Origin of the sequence: Baekduia soli (assembly GCF_007970665.1) — a bacterium.
Classification (GTDB): Bacteria; Actinomycetota; Thermoleophilia; order Solirubrobacterales; family Solirubrobacteraceae; genus Baekduia; species Baekduia soli.
On the sequence record NZ_CP042430.1, the window covers coordinates 4,343,539 to 4,359,701 of the forward strand.

A 16,163-nucleotide genomic window follows, 5' to 3' on the forward strand; every position below is an offset into this window, starting at 1 on the left:
CGTCGCACCCGGCGCACGCGCGGCCATCCGTCGCCGACCGACGGATGCGTCCGTAGTTGCCCGACCAGCCCCCGGGGTGTCACGGATGGCGCGTGCGCACCCGCGTCGTACGGTCCGGCGATGCGCACCACCACCGCTGCGCCCGCCCCTGCCGGCGGGCCGCTGCTCGACGCCGGCCCGGCCCTCCTCATCGACGGCTCGGCGGTCGACGTCCGCGTCACGGTGCCCGCCGACGCCCCCGCGCTCGAGCGCTTCCACGAGGACCTGTCGGCCGACAGCCGCCTCATGCGCTTCCTCTCGGCCGGCGTCGACCTGCACGAGGCGGCCCGGCGCCTGGTCGCCCCCGACATCCGCGGCCTGCTGGCCTCCGCCGGGCCCGAGGTCGTCGGGCACGCCTGCCTGGTGCCCAGCGGCCCGGGGACCGCGGAGCTGGCCTTCGCGATCGCCGACGACTGGCAGCAGCGCGGCCTGGCCACCGTCCTGCTCGAGCGGCTCGTCGCCGACGCCGGCGTGCTGGGCCTGACCACGCTGACCGCCGACGTCCATCCCTCCAACCACCGCATGGTCAAGGTCTTCGAGGACGCCGGGCTCCCGGTGTCGGTCGTGGCCGAGGCCGGGCGGCTGCACGTCGAGATCCCCGCGGGCGTCAGCCCGGAGATCGCCCGGGCGTTCGAGCAGCGCCACCGCCGCGCCGCCGTCGCGGGCCTGGACCACGTGCTGCGCCCGGCGTCGCTGGCCGTCGTCGGCGCCTCCGAGCGCCGCGGGTCGGTCGGCGGCGAGATCCTGCGCAACCTGCTGGCCGGCGGCTTCACGGGGGCGCTGCACGTCGTGCACCCGCACGCCGAGGAGGTCTCGGGGATCCCGGCCGTGGCGACCGCCGCCGAGCTGCCGCCCGGCGTCGAACTGGCCGTCGTGGCGGTCCCCGCCGCCGCGGTCGTCGGCGTGGCGACGCAGTGCGCCCGGGCCGGCGTGCGCGCCCTCGTGGTCACCAGCGCGGGCTTCGGGGAGTCCGGGCGCGACGGCCGGCGCCGCCAGGCGCGCCTGCTCGACGTCTGCCGCGCCGCCGGGATGCGGCTCGTCGGCCCCAACTGCCTCGGGGTCGTCAACACCGACCCCGCCGTCGCGCTGAACGCCACGTTCGCGCCTCAGCGCGTGCCGGCGGGCGGCATCGCGCTGGCCTCCCAGAGCGGCGCCGTCGGGCTCGTGGCCATGGACCTCGCGACGCGCCGTGGCGTCGGGCTGTCGAGCTTCGTGTCGCTCGGCGACCGCGCCGACGTCTCGAGCAACGACCTCCTGCGCTTCTGGGCCGACGACCCGGGCACGCGCGTCATCGCGCTCTACCTCGAGTCGTTCGGCAACCCGCGGGCGTTCGCCGAGATCGCCCGGCAGGTGTCGGCCGTCAAGCCGGTCATCGCCGTCAAGGCGGGCCGGTCGGCCGCGGGCCGGCGCGCGGCCGCCTCGCACACCGGCGCGCTCGTGGAGGGCTCCGATGCGCTGGCCGACGCGCTGCTGTCCGACGCGGGCGTCATCCGCGTCGACACGATCGCCGAGCTGCTCGACGTCGCCACCGTGCTCGACCGCGCCGACATCCCCGCGGGCCCGGGGATCGGCGTCCTGACGAACGCCGGCGGCGGCGGCATCGCCTGCGCGGACGCCGCCCAGAACGCCGGCGTGACGCTGCCGGGGCTGCGGCCCGCGACCCGGGCGCGGCTGCGCGAGGTCCGCGCGTCGGCCGCGGTGGCCAATCCGGTCGACGTGCTCGCCGACGCCTCCCCCGCCCAGTACGCCGACGCGCTGCGCGCCGTGGCCGCCGACCCCGGCGTCGACGCCGTCGTGGCGATCCACATCCCGCCGCTGGCCGGGCGCCTTGACGACACGATGGAGACGATCGGGGCGCTGGCCGGCGAGGTCGGGGTGCCGGTGGTCGCGGTGCCGCTGGCCCAGTCGGTGCCCGCCGAGCTCTCCGCGCACCTCGCCGTGCTCGGCACGCCCGAAGACGCCGCGCGGGCGCTGGGCCACGTCGCCCGCCACGCGCGCTGGCTCGGGCGCCGCGAGGACCCGGCCGAGCGGCCGGCGCGGATCGACCGCGCCGCGGGCGCCGCCGTCGTGGCGCGGGGCCTGCAGCGCGGCGGCGGCTGGCTCGCCCCCGACCTCACCGCGCAGCTGGCCGCGGCCTACGGCATCCCGCTCGTCGCCTCCGAGATGGCCGCCGACCCCGCCGCGGTGGCCGAGGCGGCCGGGCGGCTCGGCACGCCCATCGCGGTCAAGGCGATCGCGCCCGGGCTCGTCCACAAGACGGAGCAGGGCGCGGTGCGCCTGGGCCTGCGCACCCCGGCCGCCGCCCGGCGCGCGGCGGCCGGGCTGGCCGCGCAGCTGGGCCCCGGTGTCACGGGCTTCCTGGTCCAGCGGATGGCCGGACAGGGCGTCGAGCTGCTCGTCGGCGCGATGGGCCACCCATCCTTCGGGCCGGTCGTGGCCTGCGGCGCGGGCGGCACGACCGCCGAGCTGTGGGGCGACGTGCAGGTCCGGCTGGCGCCCATCGGCCGCCACGGCGCCGCGGCGATGCTGCGCGAGCTGCGCTGCTTCCCGCTCCTGCGCGGCTGGCGCGGCGCCCCGCAGGCCAGGATCTCCGCCGTCGAGGACGTCCTGCGCCGCTTCGGCGCCCTCGTGGCCGACCGGCCCGAGATCGCCGAGGCCGAGTGCAACCCGCTGCTGGCCACGCCGCGGGGCGCGCTGGGGCTGGACCTGCGGGTGCGGCTGGTCGCGCCCGCCTAGGCCGGTCCGCGCCTACTTGCCGCGGGCGGAGCGCCGGCGCGGCGGGTGCACGATGTGCAGGCCCTCGCCGCTGCCGGGGAAGAACAACGACTCGTGCTCCTCGTCCCAGCGGACGCGGTAGTGCTCGTGGGCGCCCTCGCCGAGCACCTCGAGGATCATCCCGTGGCGCGACGCGGATCCCGGCAGGCCCCGGACCTCCAGGCGGTCCCCGGTACGGACCCCGGACCGCGCCCTCACGCGACCGGCTCCAGGGCGGCGTGCACGCCGCGGGGCAGGACGACCACCGGGCAGGCCGCGTGGCGCAGCACGGCCGACGACACGCTGCCGAGCGCCAGGCGCGCCAGCGGGCCGCGGGCGTGCGAGCCCAGCACGAGCAGGTCGAGCTCGGCGCCGCCGGCCAGGGACGCGGCGGGCTCGCCGCGGCGCACGTCGTAGATGGCGGGCACGCGCGGGCGCACGTCGTCGCACCGGGCCCGAAGGCCGGCGCGGACGTCGCTCTCGTCCTCGGCCGGCGAGAGCACGTGGATGAGCTGCACCGAGCCGCCCGTGCGCTCGGCGAGCCCGACGGCCCAGGCGAAGGCCTCGTCGGCCTCGGGGCCGCCGTCGTGGGCCACGGCGATCCGGCGCAGGCCCGCCGACGCCCGCTCGGCGTAGCCCGCCGGCGCGACGGCGACCGCGCACGCGGCGTCGCGCACAGCGCCCAGGGCGACGTCGCCCCGCGCGGCGCGGCCGACGGCCGACAGGTGGGTCGAGCCGAGGACGAGCAGCTCGGCATGCGCACCGGTCACGGCGTGGTGCAGGCCGTCGACGATCGAGCCCGCGCCGACGGATTCGGCCCGCGCGATGACGCCGGCGGGCGCGGAGGCGATGAGGACCTGGAGGTCGTCGACCGGCCGGGCGGGTCCGATGTCCACGCGGGTCAGGACGAGCTCGGCGCCGCGCGGCCACGCGAGCGCCGTGCCGAGCATGAACGCGTCGCGCAGCGAGCGGCCCTCCGATGCGGCGACGATGATCGTGCGGTGCATGGTGTGCTCCCTCCGGGGCGTGGTGCGTTCCTGACCGCCGAGCATGGCCGAGCGGTCGCCCCGCCACATCCGTAGCGCCCCGCGGGGACCGCCGGCCCGGACGTCCCGGCGCGCGCAGCCCGCCTCCGTAGTTCTCCACGCGGGGCCCGGTTGCGGCACCGATGGCACGGCGGGCCCGGGACGCGATCATCGGCGGCCCGACCCCGCCCCGGAGGCCCCGCGTGACGCTGCTGTGGTTCGTGATCTGGCTCATCGCCAACAACGTCGGCGGCCACGAGCCCCTGCACGCCGCGCCGGTCAACGCCTGGGCGGCCACGCTCATCCTCGCGATCGCCCTGGACCTCGGCGGCGGCCACGCCCGCCGCTCGGGCTGAGCGCCCTCAGGGCGCCAGGCGGAACGGCGGGTAGGCGTCCGTGGTCAGGATCGCGGCGTAGGCCACGACGCGCAGCTGCCAGCGGATGACGCCCTCGACGTAGGTGAACAGGCCACGCGGGTAGCGCCCCGTGACGAGGATCGCGAACCACGCCGCGATCACCGCGACCACGGCGCCGATCCACAGGAAGAAGAGGACGATGTAGTGCGGGATGGCCAGCAGCCACTTGACCAGCGGGAGCCAGCGGCTCAGCCGCGGCGTGCGGCCCGGGTCGGCGATGTCGAGGTGGACCGATTGCTCGTCCTCCGTGGAGGGGTAGCGGTCGTCCATGAGCGCGAGGTAGGCGCCGACGCGCGTCGAGAAGCGCGCGAACTCGAGGTTCCAGGCGAACCACCAGCCCGGATAGCGCCCGCGGAAGACCAGCATGACCAGCGGGCCCAGGACGAGCAGGCCGCCGGCGGCCGCGAAGCCCGATCCGCCGTTGTTGCCGGCCGACCCGAACGTCTCACCGGAGATGGAGCACAGCACGACCAAGATCGGGATCGCGGCGAACAGCCGCAGAGCGGTGCTCAGCCGGTTCAGCGGCCGGTCCGGGTAGTCGATCGCCAGCGTGACTCCGGAAGGGTCGCCGGGACCGGCGGGGCCGGCGGGGCCGGCGGGCGCGCCCGCCCCGGGCTCGATCGCGCTCACGGCCGGATCGCCACCTTGACGACGCCGTCGCGCTGGTTGCCGAACAGCTCGTAGGCCTCCTCGATGCCGTCGAGCGGGAAGCTGTGGGTGATGAGCGGACCGAGGTCCAGGCGCCCGTGGCGCACGAGCTCCATGAGCTTGCGCATCCGCTCCTTGCCGCCCGGGCACAGCGTCGTGAGGATCCGCTTGTCGCCGATGCCGTAGATGAACGGCTCGACGGGGATCTCGAGCTTGCCGCCGTAGACCCCGAGGCTGGAGACCGTCCCGCCCGGGCGCGTCGCCTCGACCGCCCACTGGAACGTCTCCTGCTTGCCCAGGGCCTCGATGGCCACGTCGACGCCGCGCCCGCCGGTCAGGCGGCGGATGGCCGCCACGGGGTCCTCCTGCGTGAAGTCGACGACCTCGTCGGCGCCCATCGCACGCGACAGGTGCAGCCGGTTCTCCAGCGCGTCGATGCCGATGATGAGCGCCGCGCCCTTGAGGTGGGCGCCGGCCGTCGCGCACAGCCCGATCGGGCCCTGGGCGAACACGGCCACGGTCTGGCCGATCTGCACCTCGGCGGTCTCGGCGGCCGAGATGCCCGTCGAGGCGATGTCGGCCAGGAGCACGCACTGCTCGTCGCTGAGGTCGTCGGGGATCTTCGCCAGGTTGGCCTGGGCGTAGGGCACGCGGACGTACTCGGCCTGGACGCCGTCGATCGAGTTGCCCAGGCGCCAGCCGCCGATCATCTCCCACTGGTCCTCGTGGCCGGAGCACTGCGCCTCGGTGTGGTTCTGGCAGTAGAAGCAGCTGCCGCACGGCGTGATCGCGCCGACCAGGACGCGGTCGCCCACGGCGTAGCCGCTCAGCGCCGAGCCGATCGCGGCGATGACGCCGACGGGCTCGTGGCCGATGATCGTTCCCGTGGCGACGGGGTACTCCTCGCGCCAGATGTGCACGTCGGTGCCGCAGATCGTCGTCAGCGAGATCCGCACGATGGCGTCCGTCGGCCCGCAGGCCGGGACGCGCACCTCCTCCAGGCGGATGCGCTCGCGGCCGCGGAACACCGCGGCGCGCATCGTGTCGGGCAGCCCTGCGGCCGGTCCGGTCGCCGCGTCGCGCTGCATCTCCGGGGTCATCTGAACGCCCATGGGGCGAACCTAGACGCGCCGTCGCGCGCCGCCATCCGCAACAACCGGCGGTCTTGCGAGGGCGCGGCGCCCGCCCCGGGGCCGTAGTTCCCCGCACGCGAGGCGCGGGCGCGCACGGTCGCCGGGCGCCGGCGCCGCTGCCATCGTGGGCCGCCGTGTCCCATGGAGGTCCTCACGCGATGCGCTGCGATCACTGCGGCGAGGTCATCGGCGTCTACGAGCCCGCGATCCTGCTGACCGACGGCGGAGCCCGCACCACGTCCGTCGCGGCCGACCCGTCCCTGGAGCACGAGCAGGGCCGCCGCTTCCACGGCTCATGCTTCGCGGGACTGCACGGGCCCGGCGCCGATGGCGCCTCGAGCGAACCTTGAGCTTCGGCGGAGCGGGCGCAGATCCCCGCCGGTCGCCGTCCTGGCGCCCGACCGCTTCGCCACCCCGGACGCCGAGCACAGGCGACGCCGTCCTGGCCGAGCCGTTCCGGGCCGCCGACGGCACCCGGTGACCCTGCGCGCCGGCGCGGGGCACCCGCTGATCGACCGCGCCGGCGCGGCGGCCATCCTCAGGTCCGACCCCGAAGGTGATCAACGGCGATCAGCGCTCCCTCAGCGCCGCCACAGCGTCGATACTTGCGTCGTGTCCGTCCCGCGCGTGCACGATCCCGGCCGACGGATCCTCGTCGTCGACGACGACGCGCAGATGCGCGGCATCGTGGCGCGGGCACTGCAGCCCCACGGCTACCACGTCGACGGCGCCGCTGGGCTGGACAGCGGCCGCCGCGCCCTGGAGGCCGGCCGGGTGGACGCCGTCGTCCTCGACATCGAGCTCGGCGGCGACAGCGGGATCGACCTGCTGCGCGAGCTGCGCGTGGCCGGCGCCGAGGTGCCCGTGCTGCTGCTGACCGGGCGCGGCTCGGAGGGGGACCGCGTCCTGGGCTTCGAGCTCGGCGCCGACGACTACCTCGTCAAGCCGTTCTTCCCGCGCGAGCTCGCGGCCCGTGTCGGGGCGCTGCTGCGCCGCCGCGGCGGCGCCGCCGACACGCTGCAGGTCGGCCCGCTGCGCCTGGACCGCGCCACGCGCGAGGCGTTCGTCGACGACCAGGTCCTCGACCTCACCAACCGCGAGCTCGACCTGCTCGCCGCGCTCATGGCCGCGGGGCGCCGCGTGCGCACGCGGGAGCAGCTCCTGCGCGAGGTGTGGGACTCCTCCACGGCGTGGCAGACGCCGGCGACGGTCACCGAGCACGTGCGCCGCCTGCGGATCAAGCTCGAGGCCGCGGGCATGCCGCCCGACGTCGTGATGACCGTCCGCGGCCTGGGCTACCGCTTCGACGCCCCGCGGGCCGGGGAGCCCGGCGGCTGAGAGCCGCCCCGGGCGGCCAGCGCCCGGCGCACGTGCTCGAGCAGCGCGGGCGGGGTGAACGGCTTCTCCAGCAGCGCGGCGGGGTCGATCGCGTGCGGCGCGCCCGACGCGTCGCACGCGTAGCCCGACATGAAGACGACGGGCAGGCCGGCGTGCGCCCCCGTGAGCTTGCGGGCCAGCTCGAGGCCGAGCATGCCGGGCATGACGACGTCGGTGAGCAGGAGGTCGATCGTGCCGGCGTGGCCGCCGGCGAGCGCCAGCGCCTCCTCGCCGCCTCCGGCCGCCAGCACGTGGTAGCCCGCGCGACGCAGGACGCGCTCGGCCAGCGCCCGCAGGGCGGCCTCGTCCTCCACGAGCAGGATCGTCCCCACGCCGCCCGCGCTCTCGGGCACGGGCCCGGGCACGGGCGTGGCGGCCTCCGCGCTGGCCGGCAGCAGGACGGTGACGCGCGTCCCGTGACCCGGCGTGCTGTCGATCGCCACGCGCCCGCCGCTGCGCGACGCGATCCCGTAGACGGTGGCCAGCCCCAGCCCGGTGCCCTGGCCCTTGGGCTTGGTGGTGAAGAAGGGCTCCAGCGCGCGCTCCAGGACCTCGTCGGGCATTCCCTGGCCGGTGTCGGCGACGATGATCGCGACGTAGGCGCCGGGCTCCAGCGCGTCGGCGGCGCCCGGCGGGTCGCCGTCGTGCTGGACGAGCCGCGTGGTGATGGTCACCGTGCCGCCGTCGGGCATGGCGTCGCGGGCGTTGACGGCCAGGTTGACGAGGATCTGCTCGATCTGGCCGTGGTCGGCCTCGACGGTCGGCAGCGCGGCGGCGAGGTCGACGGCCAGCAGGACGTGCTCGCCGAGCGTGCGCCGCAGCAGCTCCTGCAGGCCCCGCACGACGTCGCCGACGTCGAGCACCGTGGTGTCGGCCGGGTCCTGGCGGGCGAAGGTCAGCAGCTGGCGGGTCAGGCGCCCCGCGCGCACCGCGGCGTCGCGGATCTCCGCCAGGTCGGCGACGATGCGCGCGGCGCGGTCGGTGCCGGCGGCGGGCACCCCGTCGGCCGAGATGTCCTCGGCCACGAACGCGCTGTAGTTGAGGATGACGGCCAGCAGGTTGTTGAAGTCGTGGGCGATGCCGCCCGACAGCTGGCCGAGGCTCTCGAGCCGGCGGGAGCGCTGCAGCGCCGCGTGCAGGCGCTCGCGCTCGGCCATCGCCTCGGCGCGCAGCCGCGCGGTGATGTCGCGGTTGACCTCCAGGATCCCGACGAGGCCGCCGTCGTCGGCGTACTCGGCGGCCCAGCGGCTCTCGACCGTGAGCAGGCGCCCGTCCTTCGTGCGCTGCACGAGGTCGCCCTCCCAGCCGCCGGTCTCGCCGGCGATCCGCTCGATCTCCTCCAGCGGGATCGGGTAGCGGGTGCGCAGCAGCTCGCCGGGCTCGCGGCCGACCGCCTCCTGCGCCGTGTAGCCGAGCATCCGCTGGGCGCCCTGGTTCCAGAACGTGATGCGGCGCGTGGCGTCGCGGGCGAAGATGGCGTCCAGCGACAGGCCGACCATCCGGTGCAGCGACGCGTTCTGGGCCGCGACCCGCTGCTCTTCGCTCAGGTCGCGGGCGATGGCCAGGACGCCCACGGGCGTGCCGGCCTCGTCGCGCTCGACGACCAGGCGGCACTCCACCGGCAGGCGGCGGCCGTCGCGCGCGGTGTGGTGCACGATGCCGGTCCACGCGCCCTCGCGGTGCAGCTCGGCGCGGATGCGCTCCAGGTCGGTGTCGTAGGAGGTCTTGAGCAGGTCGCGCGGCAGCCGCCCCAGCGCGTCGGTCGCGGCGTAGCCGTACGTCCGCTCAGCGCCCTTGCTCCAGAACGCGATCGGGCCCTCCAGCGTCCCCGGGACCAGCTCGCACAGGATGACCGCGTCGGGGATGAGGTCCAGGAGGTGGTCGAGGGAGAGCCCGGCGGACACGTCGGGAGGATCCTCGCAGCGACGGCGGGCCGACGTCGCCCGGCGCGCACGCGCCGGACGACGCTCCGACAACGCGGTCCCTCCGGACGTCCGTCGCCGCCGGGGGCGGCCGGGACGTCCGTGGGCGTGCTGCTGGCGCCCGCGCGCGTCCCCGTGGTCTGAGCCGCCCGCGCTGCGGGAAGCTACGGATGGCGCCGCCGCGGTGCCGGGGGACGATCCCCCCGTCGCCCCGACCCCGCCGAGAGGACCCGGATGCCCGAGCCCGTCGCCATCGCCCACCCCGCCGTCGTCGTCGTCGCCGGGCGAGCGTCATGAGCCGGCCGGTGCTCGCCGCGGCCCACGGCGACGAGGCCCACGACGTCGTCGCGCTGGCCACGGTCCTGGCCCGCATCGAGGACGCGCCGGTGCTCATCGCCGGGATCCACGTCACGACCGGCGACGTCCAGGACTACGCCGCGGAGCGCGAGACGCGCGCCCGCGAGCGCGAGGAGCTGGACCGGCTCTCGGCCGACGTGCCCGGCGACGTCGCCTACGACATGGTCCTGCACCCCGCGGCCGGGGTCCCCGCGGGCCTGGAGGAGCTCGCGCAGCAGACCGGCGCGCTGGCGGTCGTCGTCGGCGCCTCGCACCTCGGGCGCTTCGCGCGCGGCGTGCGCGGCGATGTGGGGCTCGGGCTGCTGCGCGACGCCCCGTGCCCCCTGCTCGTCGCCCCGCGGGGCTACGCCGCACAGACCCACGGGATGCCCGAGCGCATCGCCGTGGGCTGGGACGAGACGGCCGAGGCCGAGGCGGCCGTCGCGGTCGCGGCCGACCTCGCCCATCGGGTGCACGGCTGCGTGCGGCTCGTCCACGCGCTGGCGCCCCCGCCCGTGGCGAGCGAGCTGCCCTACCCCGACGACCCGGCGTTCCGCGCCGCCCGCATCGCCCGCGCCCAGGAGCGGCTGGACGTCGTGGCCGCCGCGCTCTCCGAGCGCGTGGCCGTGGAGACCGAGGTCGTCCAGGACCTCGCGACGCAGGCGCTCACGCAGGCCGGCGGCCGGGCCGACCTGCTCGTCGTCGGCTCACGCGCCCGCGGCCCGGTTCGGCGGCTGCTGCTGGGCAGCGTCGCCGAGGGGCTGGTGCACCGAGCCCCGTGCCCCCTGCTCGTCGTGCCCCGCGGCGCCGCCGTGCCCGTCGCCTGACCCGACGGGCGCCGGGAGCGACGGCAGCAGCACCCCACGGCGCGTCGCCCCATCGCGGCGCGCCGGGTCCTGGCGGCGCAGACGCAGCTCGAAGCGCGCCGGCGCCGGCGAGGCGAGCCGCAGCGTGGCGCCGTCGGCGGCCGCCAGCGCCCGCGCGAGGTGCAGGCCGATGCCCGTGCCGCCCGCGCGCGTCGCCCCGCGGTCGAAGATCCGCTCGGCGTCGGCCTCGGGCACGCCCGGCCCGCCGTCCTGGACCGCGATCGTCGCCAGGCGCTCGTCGGCGGTGACCTCGACGACGACGTCGCCGGCGCCGTGGACCAGCGCGTTGTCGAGCAGCACGTCCAGGACCTGCCCGACCGTCCCGGGCGAGGCGAACGCGCGCACGGGCGCGCCGGCGCGCAGCGTCAGCCGGCGCCCGGCGCGACGGAAGAGCCCCGCCCACGCGGCGCCCTGCTCGGCGACGACGGCGTCGAGGGCGACGGGCACCTTGCGCCCGCTGGTCGCCGAGCGGGAGTAGGCCAGCAGCTCGGCGATCATCCGCTCAAGGCGGTCGGCCTCCACGAGCGCGGCCTCGAGCTCCAGGCGCAGCTCCTCGGCGTCGCCGGCACGCGCGCTCTCCTCGAGCCGCAGCCGCAGCGCCGTCAGCGGCGTGCGCAGCTGGTGGGAGACGTTGGACGAGAACTCCCGCTCGCGCGCGACGAGCTCGGCGATGCGCTCGGCGCTGGTGTCCAGCGCCTGCCCGATCGCGTCGATCTCCGGCACCCCGGAGCGCGCGGCGCGCACGGAGAAGTCGCCCTCGCCCAGCCGCGCCGACGTCCGCGCGACGCTCTCCAGCGGCCGCGACAGGCGGCGGGCCTGCACGGCCGCCAGGCCCGTGGCCACGAGGATGCCGCCGACGCCGAAGCCCGCGATGAGCAGCCACGAGCGCCAGATGCGGTCGCTGATCTCCGACGCCGGGGCCGAGGCCGTGATGGACCCGGCGCGCAGCACGCCGGAGCGCACCGTGACGACCGTGCCCGTCAGCCGCGCCCCGGCCTGCACCGTGCGGCCGCCGGCGACCACCGTGACGCGGTGTCCGCGGTGGACCAGCGGAGCCAGCTGCGCGGCGGTGAGGGTCTGGTGGCGCTCGATGCGGTCCTCGAGCACGCCGGCCACGGCGTCGGCCTCGCGCTCCAGGCGCCCCGTGCGGTCCGAGCGGACGCGGGCGCTCTCCACCGCGCCGAGCGGGAGGCCGAGCACCACGACGGCGGCCAGCGCGATGAGGGCGGTCGACGTCGTGAGCCGGCGGCGGACGGTCACGGCTCGAGCCGGAGCCCCACGCCGCGGACCGTCTGCAGGTGGCGCGGGTCATTGGCGTCCTCGCCGAGCTTGCGGCGCAGCCAGGAGACGTGCATGTCCAGCGTCTTGGTCGAGCCGAACCAGTTCTCGTCCCAGACCTCGCTCATGATCCGCTCGCGCGTGACCACGCGCCCGGCCTCGCGCACGAGCAGGGCGAGCAGGTCGAACTCCTTCGGCGAGAGCTCGAGCTCCTCGTCGCCCTTGAACGCCCGGCGCGAGGCGACGTCGACCCGGATGTCGCCTGCCTCGACGCGGTCGACGGTCGTGCGCCGCAGCTGGGAGCGCACCCGGGCGAGCAGCTCGGCGACGCCGAACGGCTTGGTGATGTAGTCGTCGGCGCCGGCGTCCAGGCCGTCGACGATGTCCAGCTCGCCGTCCTGGGCGGTGAGGAAGACGATGGGCACGCCGGGGCGCTCGGCGCGGATGCGCCGGCAGACCTCCAGCCCGTCGAGGCCCGGCAGCCCGACGTCGATGATGATGAGGTCGTGGTCCTCCGCGGTGCCGCGCGCGACGGCCTCGCGGCCGTCGGCGCAGCCGTCCACGGCGTAGCCCTCGCGCTCCAGCGCGCGCGCCAGGGGGACGCGGATCCCCTCGTCATCCTCGACGATGAGCAGACGGGCCACGACCAGATCGTAGGGCGGCAGGGTGGCCAGCGCGCGAGCCTCAGTCGCCGCGGCGGCCCGTGCGCGGCAGCGTGCGCAGCCAGGCGTCGATGGCCTGGAAGTCGCGGTCGGTCACGACGGCGGCCGGGAACAGGCCGTGGCCGTGGACGCCGCGGAAGTTCTCGAGCTCGACGCCGCCGGCCAGAGCGGGCCCGCGCTGGCCCTGGGCCAGGTCGCCGTGGCAGCGCGCGCAGCCCAGGCCCTGGGCGGTGAACGCCTCCTGGCCGGCGGCCTTGGGCGCCAGGCCCGAGGCCAGCTCGATGTTGAGCTTCTCGGCGCCGATCGCGGTCTGGGCGAACTGGCCGCCCTGGTCGATGCCCACGCCGTGCTCGTAGGTCATGCGGCCCCCGAGGTAGCCCTGCACGATGACCCCGAGGACGGCCAGGGCCGCGACGGCGCCGAAGATCCGCGCGCGCGGGCGGCGCATGCCGCGCCGCCAGGCCTTGACGTGGGCGGCGGCGGGCACGGCGACGAGCAGGGCGATGCCGATCCCGATCCAGAAGTGGGCGGTGCCCTCGCGGAAGGCCTGGCCGCGCAGGGTCGTCTGCGCCTGGCCCCAGACGAGCAGGCCGGTGACGCCCGCGGCGGCCACGCCGAAGACGCAGGCGCCCAGCGCCCACAGCTCGGCGCGGACGACGACGGCGCCCCCGACGCCGGCGCGGCGCAGCGCGTAGAGCACCGCGAACAGGGGGATCGCGACGACGGCCAGATGCGTGGCCGCCCCGTGCAGCTCGGAGAGGTGGATCATCGGCCCGGCAGCCTGCCGAGGCCGAGGTCAAGGGCGGGCAAAGGCTCTGGACCTCGGCGCTCCGGCGCTCGGCGCTCCGCGTCGGCTAGACGGCGAGCAGGTCCGCGCGCGACGGGGTCGTCGTCACGAGGGCGAGCGTGCGCGGTGCGCGCAGGGCGAAGCCGATCAGGCTCACGACGACGACGGTCGCCTCGACGAACAGCGAGGCGAGGCCGAGCGGCTCGGTCCAGTTGCCGATGTCGCCGGTGGCGTCCGGCATGCCGACGGTGCGGTTGACGACGTAGCCGACCAGCGCGCTGGCGGCGACGGCCGCGGCGGCGAGCCACGCCTCGCGGCGGCGGCTGAACAGCACGGCGCCGGCCGTGACCAGCGCGCCGGCCATGAGGGCGACGTACATCCAGAACAGGTAGCGCGTCTCCGACCACTTGCCGATCGAGTCGAGCAGGTGGATGAGCGCGATGCCCGCCAGGCCGACGGCGATCGTCGCGCGGGCGGCGATCTCGGACACGAGGCGGTGCACCGCGTGGTGCTCTACGGGGTGGTGGTCCATCGGACAGCTCCTTGGGCCGGGGGGGGTCGCCATCGAGGGTGCCCGGCGCGCGTCAACCCGCGTTCGAGGGGAGGCAAAGGTCGGGCAAAGCTTCGTGGCGCGGCGCCGCATCCGCCCGTCCGCCCGCGCCTTTGCCGGATCTTTGCCCGGCGCGCGCCATCATGGGCGCGTGGGCGCCAGGCCGCCATCGTCGACGACTGCACAGGCACGCGATGCCGCGGTCCGGCGCGTCCGGCGCGTGGCCTGGGTCGCGACCGCCGGGGCGGCGTCCCTGACCGCCGCGATGTCCGTCGTGGCCGCGCACGCCTTCAAGGGCCATCGCCGCAGCTCGGCCGCGGCGACGGCCACCGCCCCCGCGCGCCCGCGCCGCCCCGCGGAGGCACGGCGGACGGCCCCCGTCCGGGTGCCCGGGCCCCAGGACGTCCCGGCGATCGCCGGGCAGCCGGAGGCGCTGCAGCCGCCGGCGGCCCCTCCCGCCGCCGTCCCCCCGGACCCCGGCCCCGCGGCGCAGGCGCCCGCCCCCGCCCCGGCCCCGGCCCCGCAGGTCTCCGGAGGGTCATGAGCGCCGCGTCGGCCACTGCGACGTGGACGGCGCTGGGCACGACGGCGAGCGTCACCGTGACCGACCCCGGCGCCCTGGCGGCCGCGCGCTCGGCGGTGCACGACGAGCTGGAGGCCATCGACGCCGCCTGCAGCCGCTTCGACGAGCGGTCCGAGCTCAGCCGCCTCAACGCGCGCGCCGGCCGCACGACGCACGTCGGGCCGCTGCTGCTGGAGGCCCTGGAGACCGCGCTGCGTGCCGCGCGGCTGACCGGCGGCCTCGTCGACCCCACCATCGGCGCCGCGCTCGTGCTCGCCGGCTACGATGAGGACTTCGTCCGCCTGCCGACGGGGCCGCGGCGCCCCCTGCGGGCCGTGCGCGTCGCGGGCTGGCAGACCGTGGCCCTCGACGCCGAGTCGGCGACGGTGACCGTCCCGCGCGGCGTGCTGCTCGACCTCGGGGCGACGGCCAAGGCCCTGGCGGCCGACCGCGCCGCCGCGGCCGCCGCGCGATGCGCCCCGCAGGCCGGCGTCGTCGTCAACCTCGGCGGCGACCTCGCCGTCGCCGGGCGGCCGCCGCCCGGCGGATGGGCCGTGCGGGTGACCGACGACCACCGCGCGGGGCCCGGCGCACCGGGGCAGACCGTGAGCGTGCGCTCCGGCGGCCTGGCGACGTCGAGCACGACGGTGCGCCGGTGGGCCGGCGACCGCCACCACGTGCTCGACCCGGCCACGGGCCTGCCCGCCGCGGGGTGCTGGCGCACGGCCTCCGTCGCGGCGGCCACCTGCGTGGACGCCAACATCGCCAGCACGGCCGCGATCATCCTCGGGCGCGACGCCGAGGCGTGGCTGGCGCGGCACGACCTGCCCGCGCGCCTCGTGGACGGCGAGGGCGCGGCGTGCGCCGTCGGCGCATGGCCGGCCGAGCCCGTGGCCGCGTGATGATCGCCGCCGCCGCGCAGGGTCCCTCACCGCTGTGGTACGCCACGCGGGGCGCCGGCGCGATGACGCTCGTGCTCCTCACCGCCAGCGTCGTGCTCGGGATCGCCGAGGTCGGCCGCTGGACGCCGCCGGCGACCCCCCGCTTCGCGATCGCCGCGCTGCACCGCAGCCTGTCGCTGATCGCGCTCGTCCTGCTCGTCGTCCACATCGCCACCACGCTGCTGGACCCGTTCCCGCGCATCGGCATCGCCACGGCGCTCGTCCCGTTCGCGACCGACTACCGGCCGCTGTGGATGGGCCTGGGCACGCTGGCCTCCGACGTGCTCGTGGCGCTCGTCGTCACGAGCCTCGTCCGCCGGCGCCTCGGGTACGGCGCCTGGCGCGCGGTCCACTGGGCGGCCTACGCCTGCTGGCCGCTGGCGGTGCTGCACGGCCTGGGCACGGGCTCGGACACGCGCGCGACGTGGATGCTGGTGCTCACGCTGGCCTGCGTCGCGGTGCCGCTCGTCGCGCTCGGCGCGCGGCTGGCCCGCCCCGCGACGCCCGGCCCCGCGCGCGTGGGCTTCGGCGCCGCCGCCGTGCTGGGCGTCCTCGGCCTCGTCGTGTGGCTGCCGGGCGGCCCGCTGGGGCACGGGTGGCCGCGCCGGGCGGGCACGCCCGCGAGCGTGCTGGCGGCGTTCGGCTCCCCGGCCGCGGCCGCCTCCGCCGCGACGACGCCGGCGCCGGCGGGCCCGGCGGCCGCCCCGGCCCGCCCCGACGCGCTGGCCCGCGCGTTCAGCTCCGACGTGCGCGGCGTGCTGCGCAGCGGCCTCAGCGCGGGCGGGGTGGCCGTCGTCGACCTGCAGCTGCGGCTGGCGCACGCGCCGGGCGGCCGGCTGCGCATCAGGATCGGCGGCCACCAGCTCC

16 protein-coding genes and 1 pseudogene are annotated in these 16,163 nt (G+C 77.2%); 7 read left to right on the top strand and 10 right to left on the bottom strand.

The window, feature by feature from the left end; translation table 11 throughout:
- Positions 1 to 120 precede the first annotated feature (120 nt).
- Positions 121 to 2,775 (top strand): bifunctional acetate--CoA ligase family protein/GNAT family N-acetyltransferase, encoded by a 2,655-nt coding sequence (locus FSW04_RS21055; RefSeq protein WP_146922175.1) that lies wholly within the window; start codon positions 121 to 123, stop codon positions 2,773 to 2,775.
- Positions 2,776 to 2,787: 12 nt separating this feature from the next.
- Here the strand turns inward: FSW04_RS21055 and FSW04_RS26455 are convergent, their stop codons facing one another.
- Both FSW04_RS26455 and FSW04_RS21065 read right to left on the bottom strand, forming a co-directional pair.
- Positions 2,788 to 3,012 carry a DUF1918 domain-containing protein gene (locus FSW04_RS26455; protein WP_228430623.1) on the bottom strand — a complete coding sequence of 75 codons (225 nt, stop codon included), beginning with the start codon at positions 3,010 to 3,012 and terminating at the stop codon, positions 2,788 to 2,790.
- Positions 3,009 to 3,800 carry a universal stress protein gene (locus FSW04_RS21065; protein ID WP_187368974.1) on the bottom strand — a complete coding sequence of 264 codons (792 nt, stop codon included), beginning with the start codon at positions 3,798 to 3,800 and terminating at the stop codon, positions 3,009 to 3,011. Before FSW04_RS21065 ends, FSW04_RS26455 begins: the two co-directional genes overlap by 4 nt.
- Positions 3,801 to 4,021: 221 nt before the next feature.
- Between FSW04_RS21065 and FSW04_RS26460 the strand changes: the two genes are divergently transcribed.
- Positions 4,022 to 4,174, top strand: coding sequence for a hypothetical protein (locus tag FSW04_RS26460; protein ID WP_187368975.1), 153 nt, complete (start codon positions 4,022 to 4,024; stop codon positions 4,172 to 4,174).
- 6 nt (positions 4,175 to 4,180) lie between these two features.
- Here FSW04_RS26460 and FSW04_RS21070 read toward each other — a convergent pair whose 3' ends face one another.
- Both FSW04_RS21070 and FSW04_RS21075 read right to left on the bottom strand, forming a co-directional pair.
- Positions 4,181 to 4,864, bottom strand: coding sequence for a DUF4389 domain-containing protein (locus FSW04_RS21070; RefSeq protein WP_228430624.1), 684 nt, complete (start codon positions 4,862 to 4,864; stop codon positions 4,181 to 4,183).
- Entirely contained in the window at positions 4,861 to 5,922 is a 1,062-nt protein-coding gene (locus tag FSW04_RS21075) for a zinc-binding dehydrogenase (RefSeq protein ID WP_146923926.1), read from the bottom strand. The genes FSW04_RS21070 and FSW04_RS21075 overlap by 4 nt, the downstream gene beginning before the upstream one ends.
- Before the next feature lie 251 nt (positions 5,923 to 6,173).
- Here FSW04_RS21075 and FSW04_RS21080 point away from each other — a divergent pair, with 251 nt between their 5' ends.
- Together FSW04_RS21080 and FSW04_RS21085 are read left to right on the top strand one after the other, a co-directional pair.
- Complete coding sequence (locus FSW04_RS21080) at positions 6,174 to 6,365, top strand: hypothetical protein (protein WP_146922178.1); 192 nt, start codon at positions 6,174 to 6,176, stop codon at positions 6,363 to 6,365.
- Positions 6,366 to 6,627: 262 nt separating this feature from the next.
- Positions 6,628 to 7,353: a response regulator transcription factor gene (locus FSW04_RS21085; protein WP_228430626.1), complete on the top strand. Its 726-nt coding sequence runs from the start codon at positions 6,628 to 6,630 to the stop codon at positions 7,351 to 7,353.
- Here the strand turns inward: FSW04_RS21085 and FSW04_RS21090 are convergent.
- Positions 7,311 to 9,296, bottom strand: a complete 1,986-nt coding sequence (locus FSW04_RS21090) for a hybrid sensor histidine kinase/response regulator (protein ID WP_187368976.1) — start codon at positions 9,294 to 9,296, stop codon at positions 7,311 to 7,313. The two genes, FSW04_RS21085 and FSW04_RS21090, sit on opposite strands and share 43 nt — an antisense overlap.
- A 311-nt stretch (positions 9,297 to 9,607) precedes the next feature.
- On the opposite strand from FSW04_RS21090, the gene FSW04_RS21095 reads away from it, so the two are divergent.
- Positions 9,608 to 10,477: a universal stress protein gene (locus tag FSW04_RS21095; RefSeq protein WP_187368977.1), complete on the top strand. Its 870-nt coding sequence runs from the start codon at positions 9,608 to 9,610 to the stop codon at positions 10,475 to 10,477.
- Here the strand turns inward: FSW04_RS21095 and FSW04_RS21100 are convergent.
- The 4 genes from FSW04_RS21100 to FSW04_RS21115 form a co-directional block, all read right to left on the bottom strand.
- Positions 10,358 to 11,776, bottom strand: coding sequence for a sensor histidine kinase (locus FSW04_RS21100; RefSeq protein ID WP_146922182.1), 1,419 nt, complete (start codon positions 11,774 to 11,776; stop codon positions 10,358 to 10,360). The two genes, FSW04_RS21095 and FSW04_RS21100, sit on opposite strands and share 120 nt — an antisense overlap.
- A complete protein-coding gene (locus FSW04_RS21105) occupies positions 11,773 to 12,438 on the bottom strand; it encodes a response regulator transcription factor (protein WP_146922183.1) in 666 nt (221 codons plus the stop codon). The genes FSW04_RS21100 and FSW04_RS21105 overlap by 4 nt, the downstream gene beginning before the upstream one ends.
- 40 nt (positions 12,439 to 12,478) lie before the next feature.
- Entirely contained in the window at positions 12,479 to 13,225 is a 747-nt protein-coding gene (locus FSW04_RS21110) for a DUF2231 domain-containing protein (RefSeq protein ID WP_146922184.1), read from the bottom strand.
- Positions 13,226 to 13,310: 85 nt separating this feature from the next.
- On the bottom strand, positions 13,311 to 13,775 hold the full coding sequence (locus tag FSW04_RS21115; RefSeq protein ID WP_146922185.1) for a hypothetical protein: 465 nt from the start codon (positions 13,773 to 13,775) through the stop codon (positions 13,311 to 13,313).
- A gap of 558 nt (positions 13,776 to 14,333) precedes the next feature.
- Between FSW04_RS21115 and FSW04_RS21125 the strand changes: the two genes are divergently transcribed.
- Together FSW04_RS21125 and FSW04_RS28745 are read left to right on the top strand one after the other, a co-directional pair.
- The gene (locus FSW04_RS21125) at positions 14,334 to 15,257 is read left to right on the top strand and encodes an FAD:protein FMN transferase (protein WP_146923928.1); all 924 of its coding nucleotides are present in this window, start codon (positions 14,334 to 14,336) and stop codon (positions 15,255 to 15,257) included.
- Between the two features lie 62 nt (positions 15,258 to 15,319).
- Positions 15,320 to 15,619: pseudogene (locus tag FSW04_RS28745) on the top strand (ferric reductase-like transmembrane domain-containing protein); the annotation flags it as partial.
- Positions 15,620 to 15,657: 38 nt separating this feature from the next.
- Here FSW04_RS28745 and FSW04_RS27520 read toward each other — a convergent pair.
- A complete protein-coding gene (locus tag FSW04_RS27520) occupies positions 15,658 to 16,140 on the bottom strand; it encodes a hypothetical protein (RefSeq protein ID WP_228430627.1) in 483 nt (160 codons plus the stop codon).
- Positions 16,141 to 16,163 lie beyond the last annotated feature (23 nt).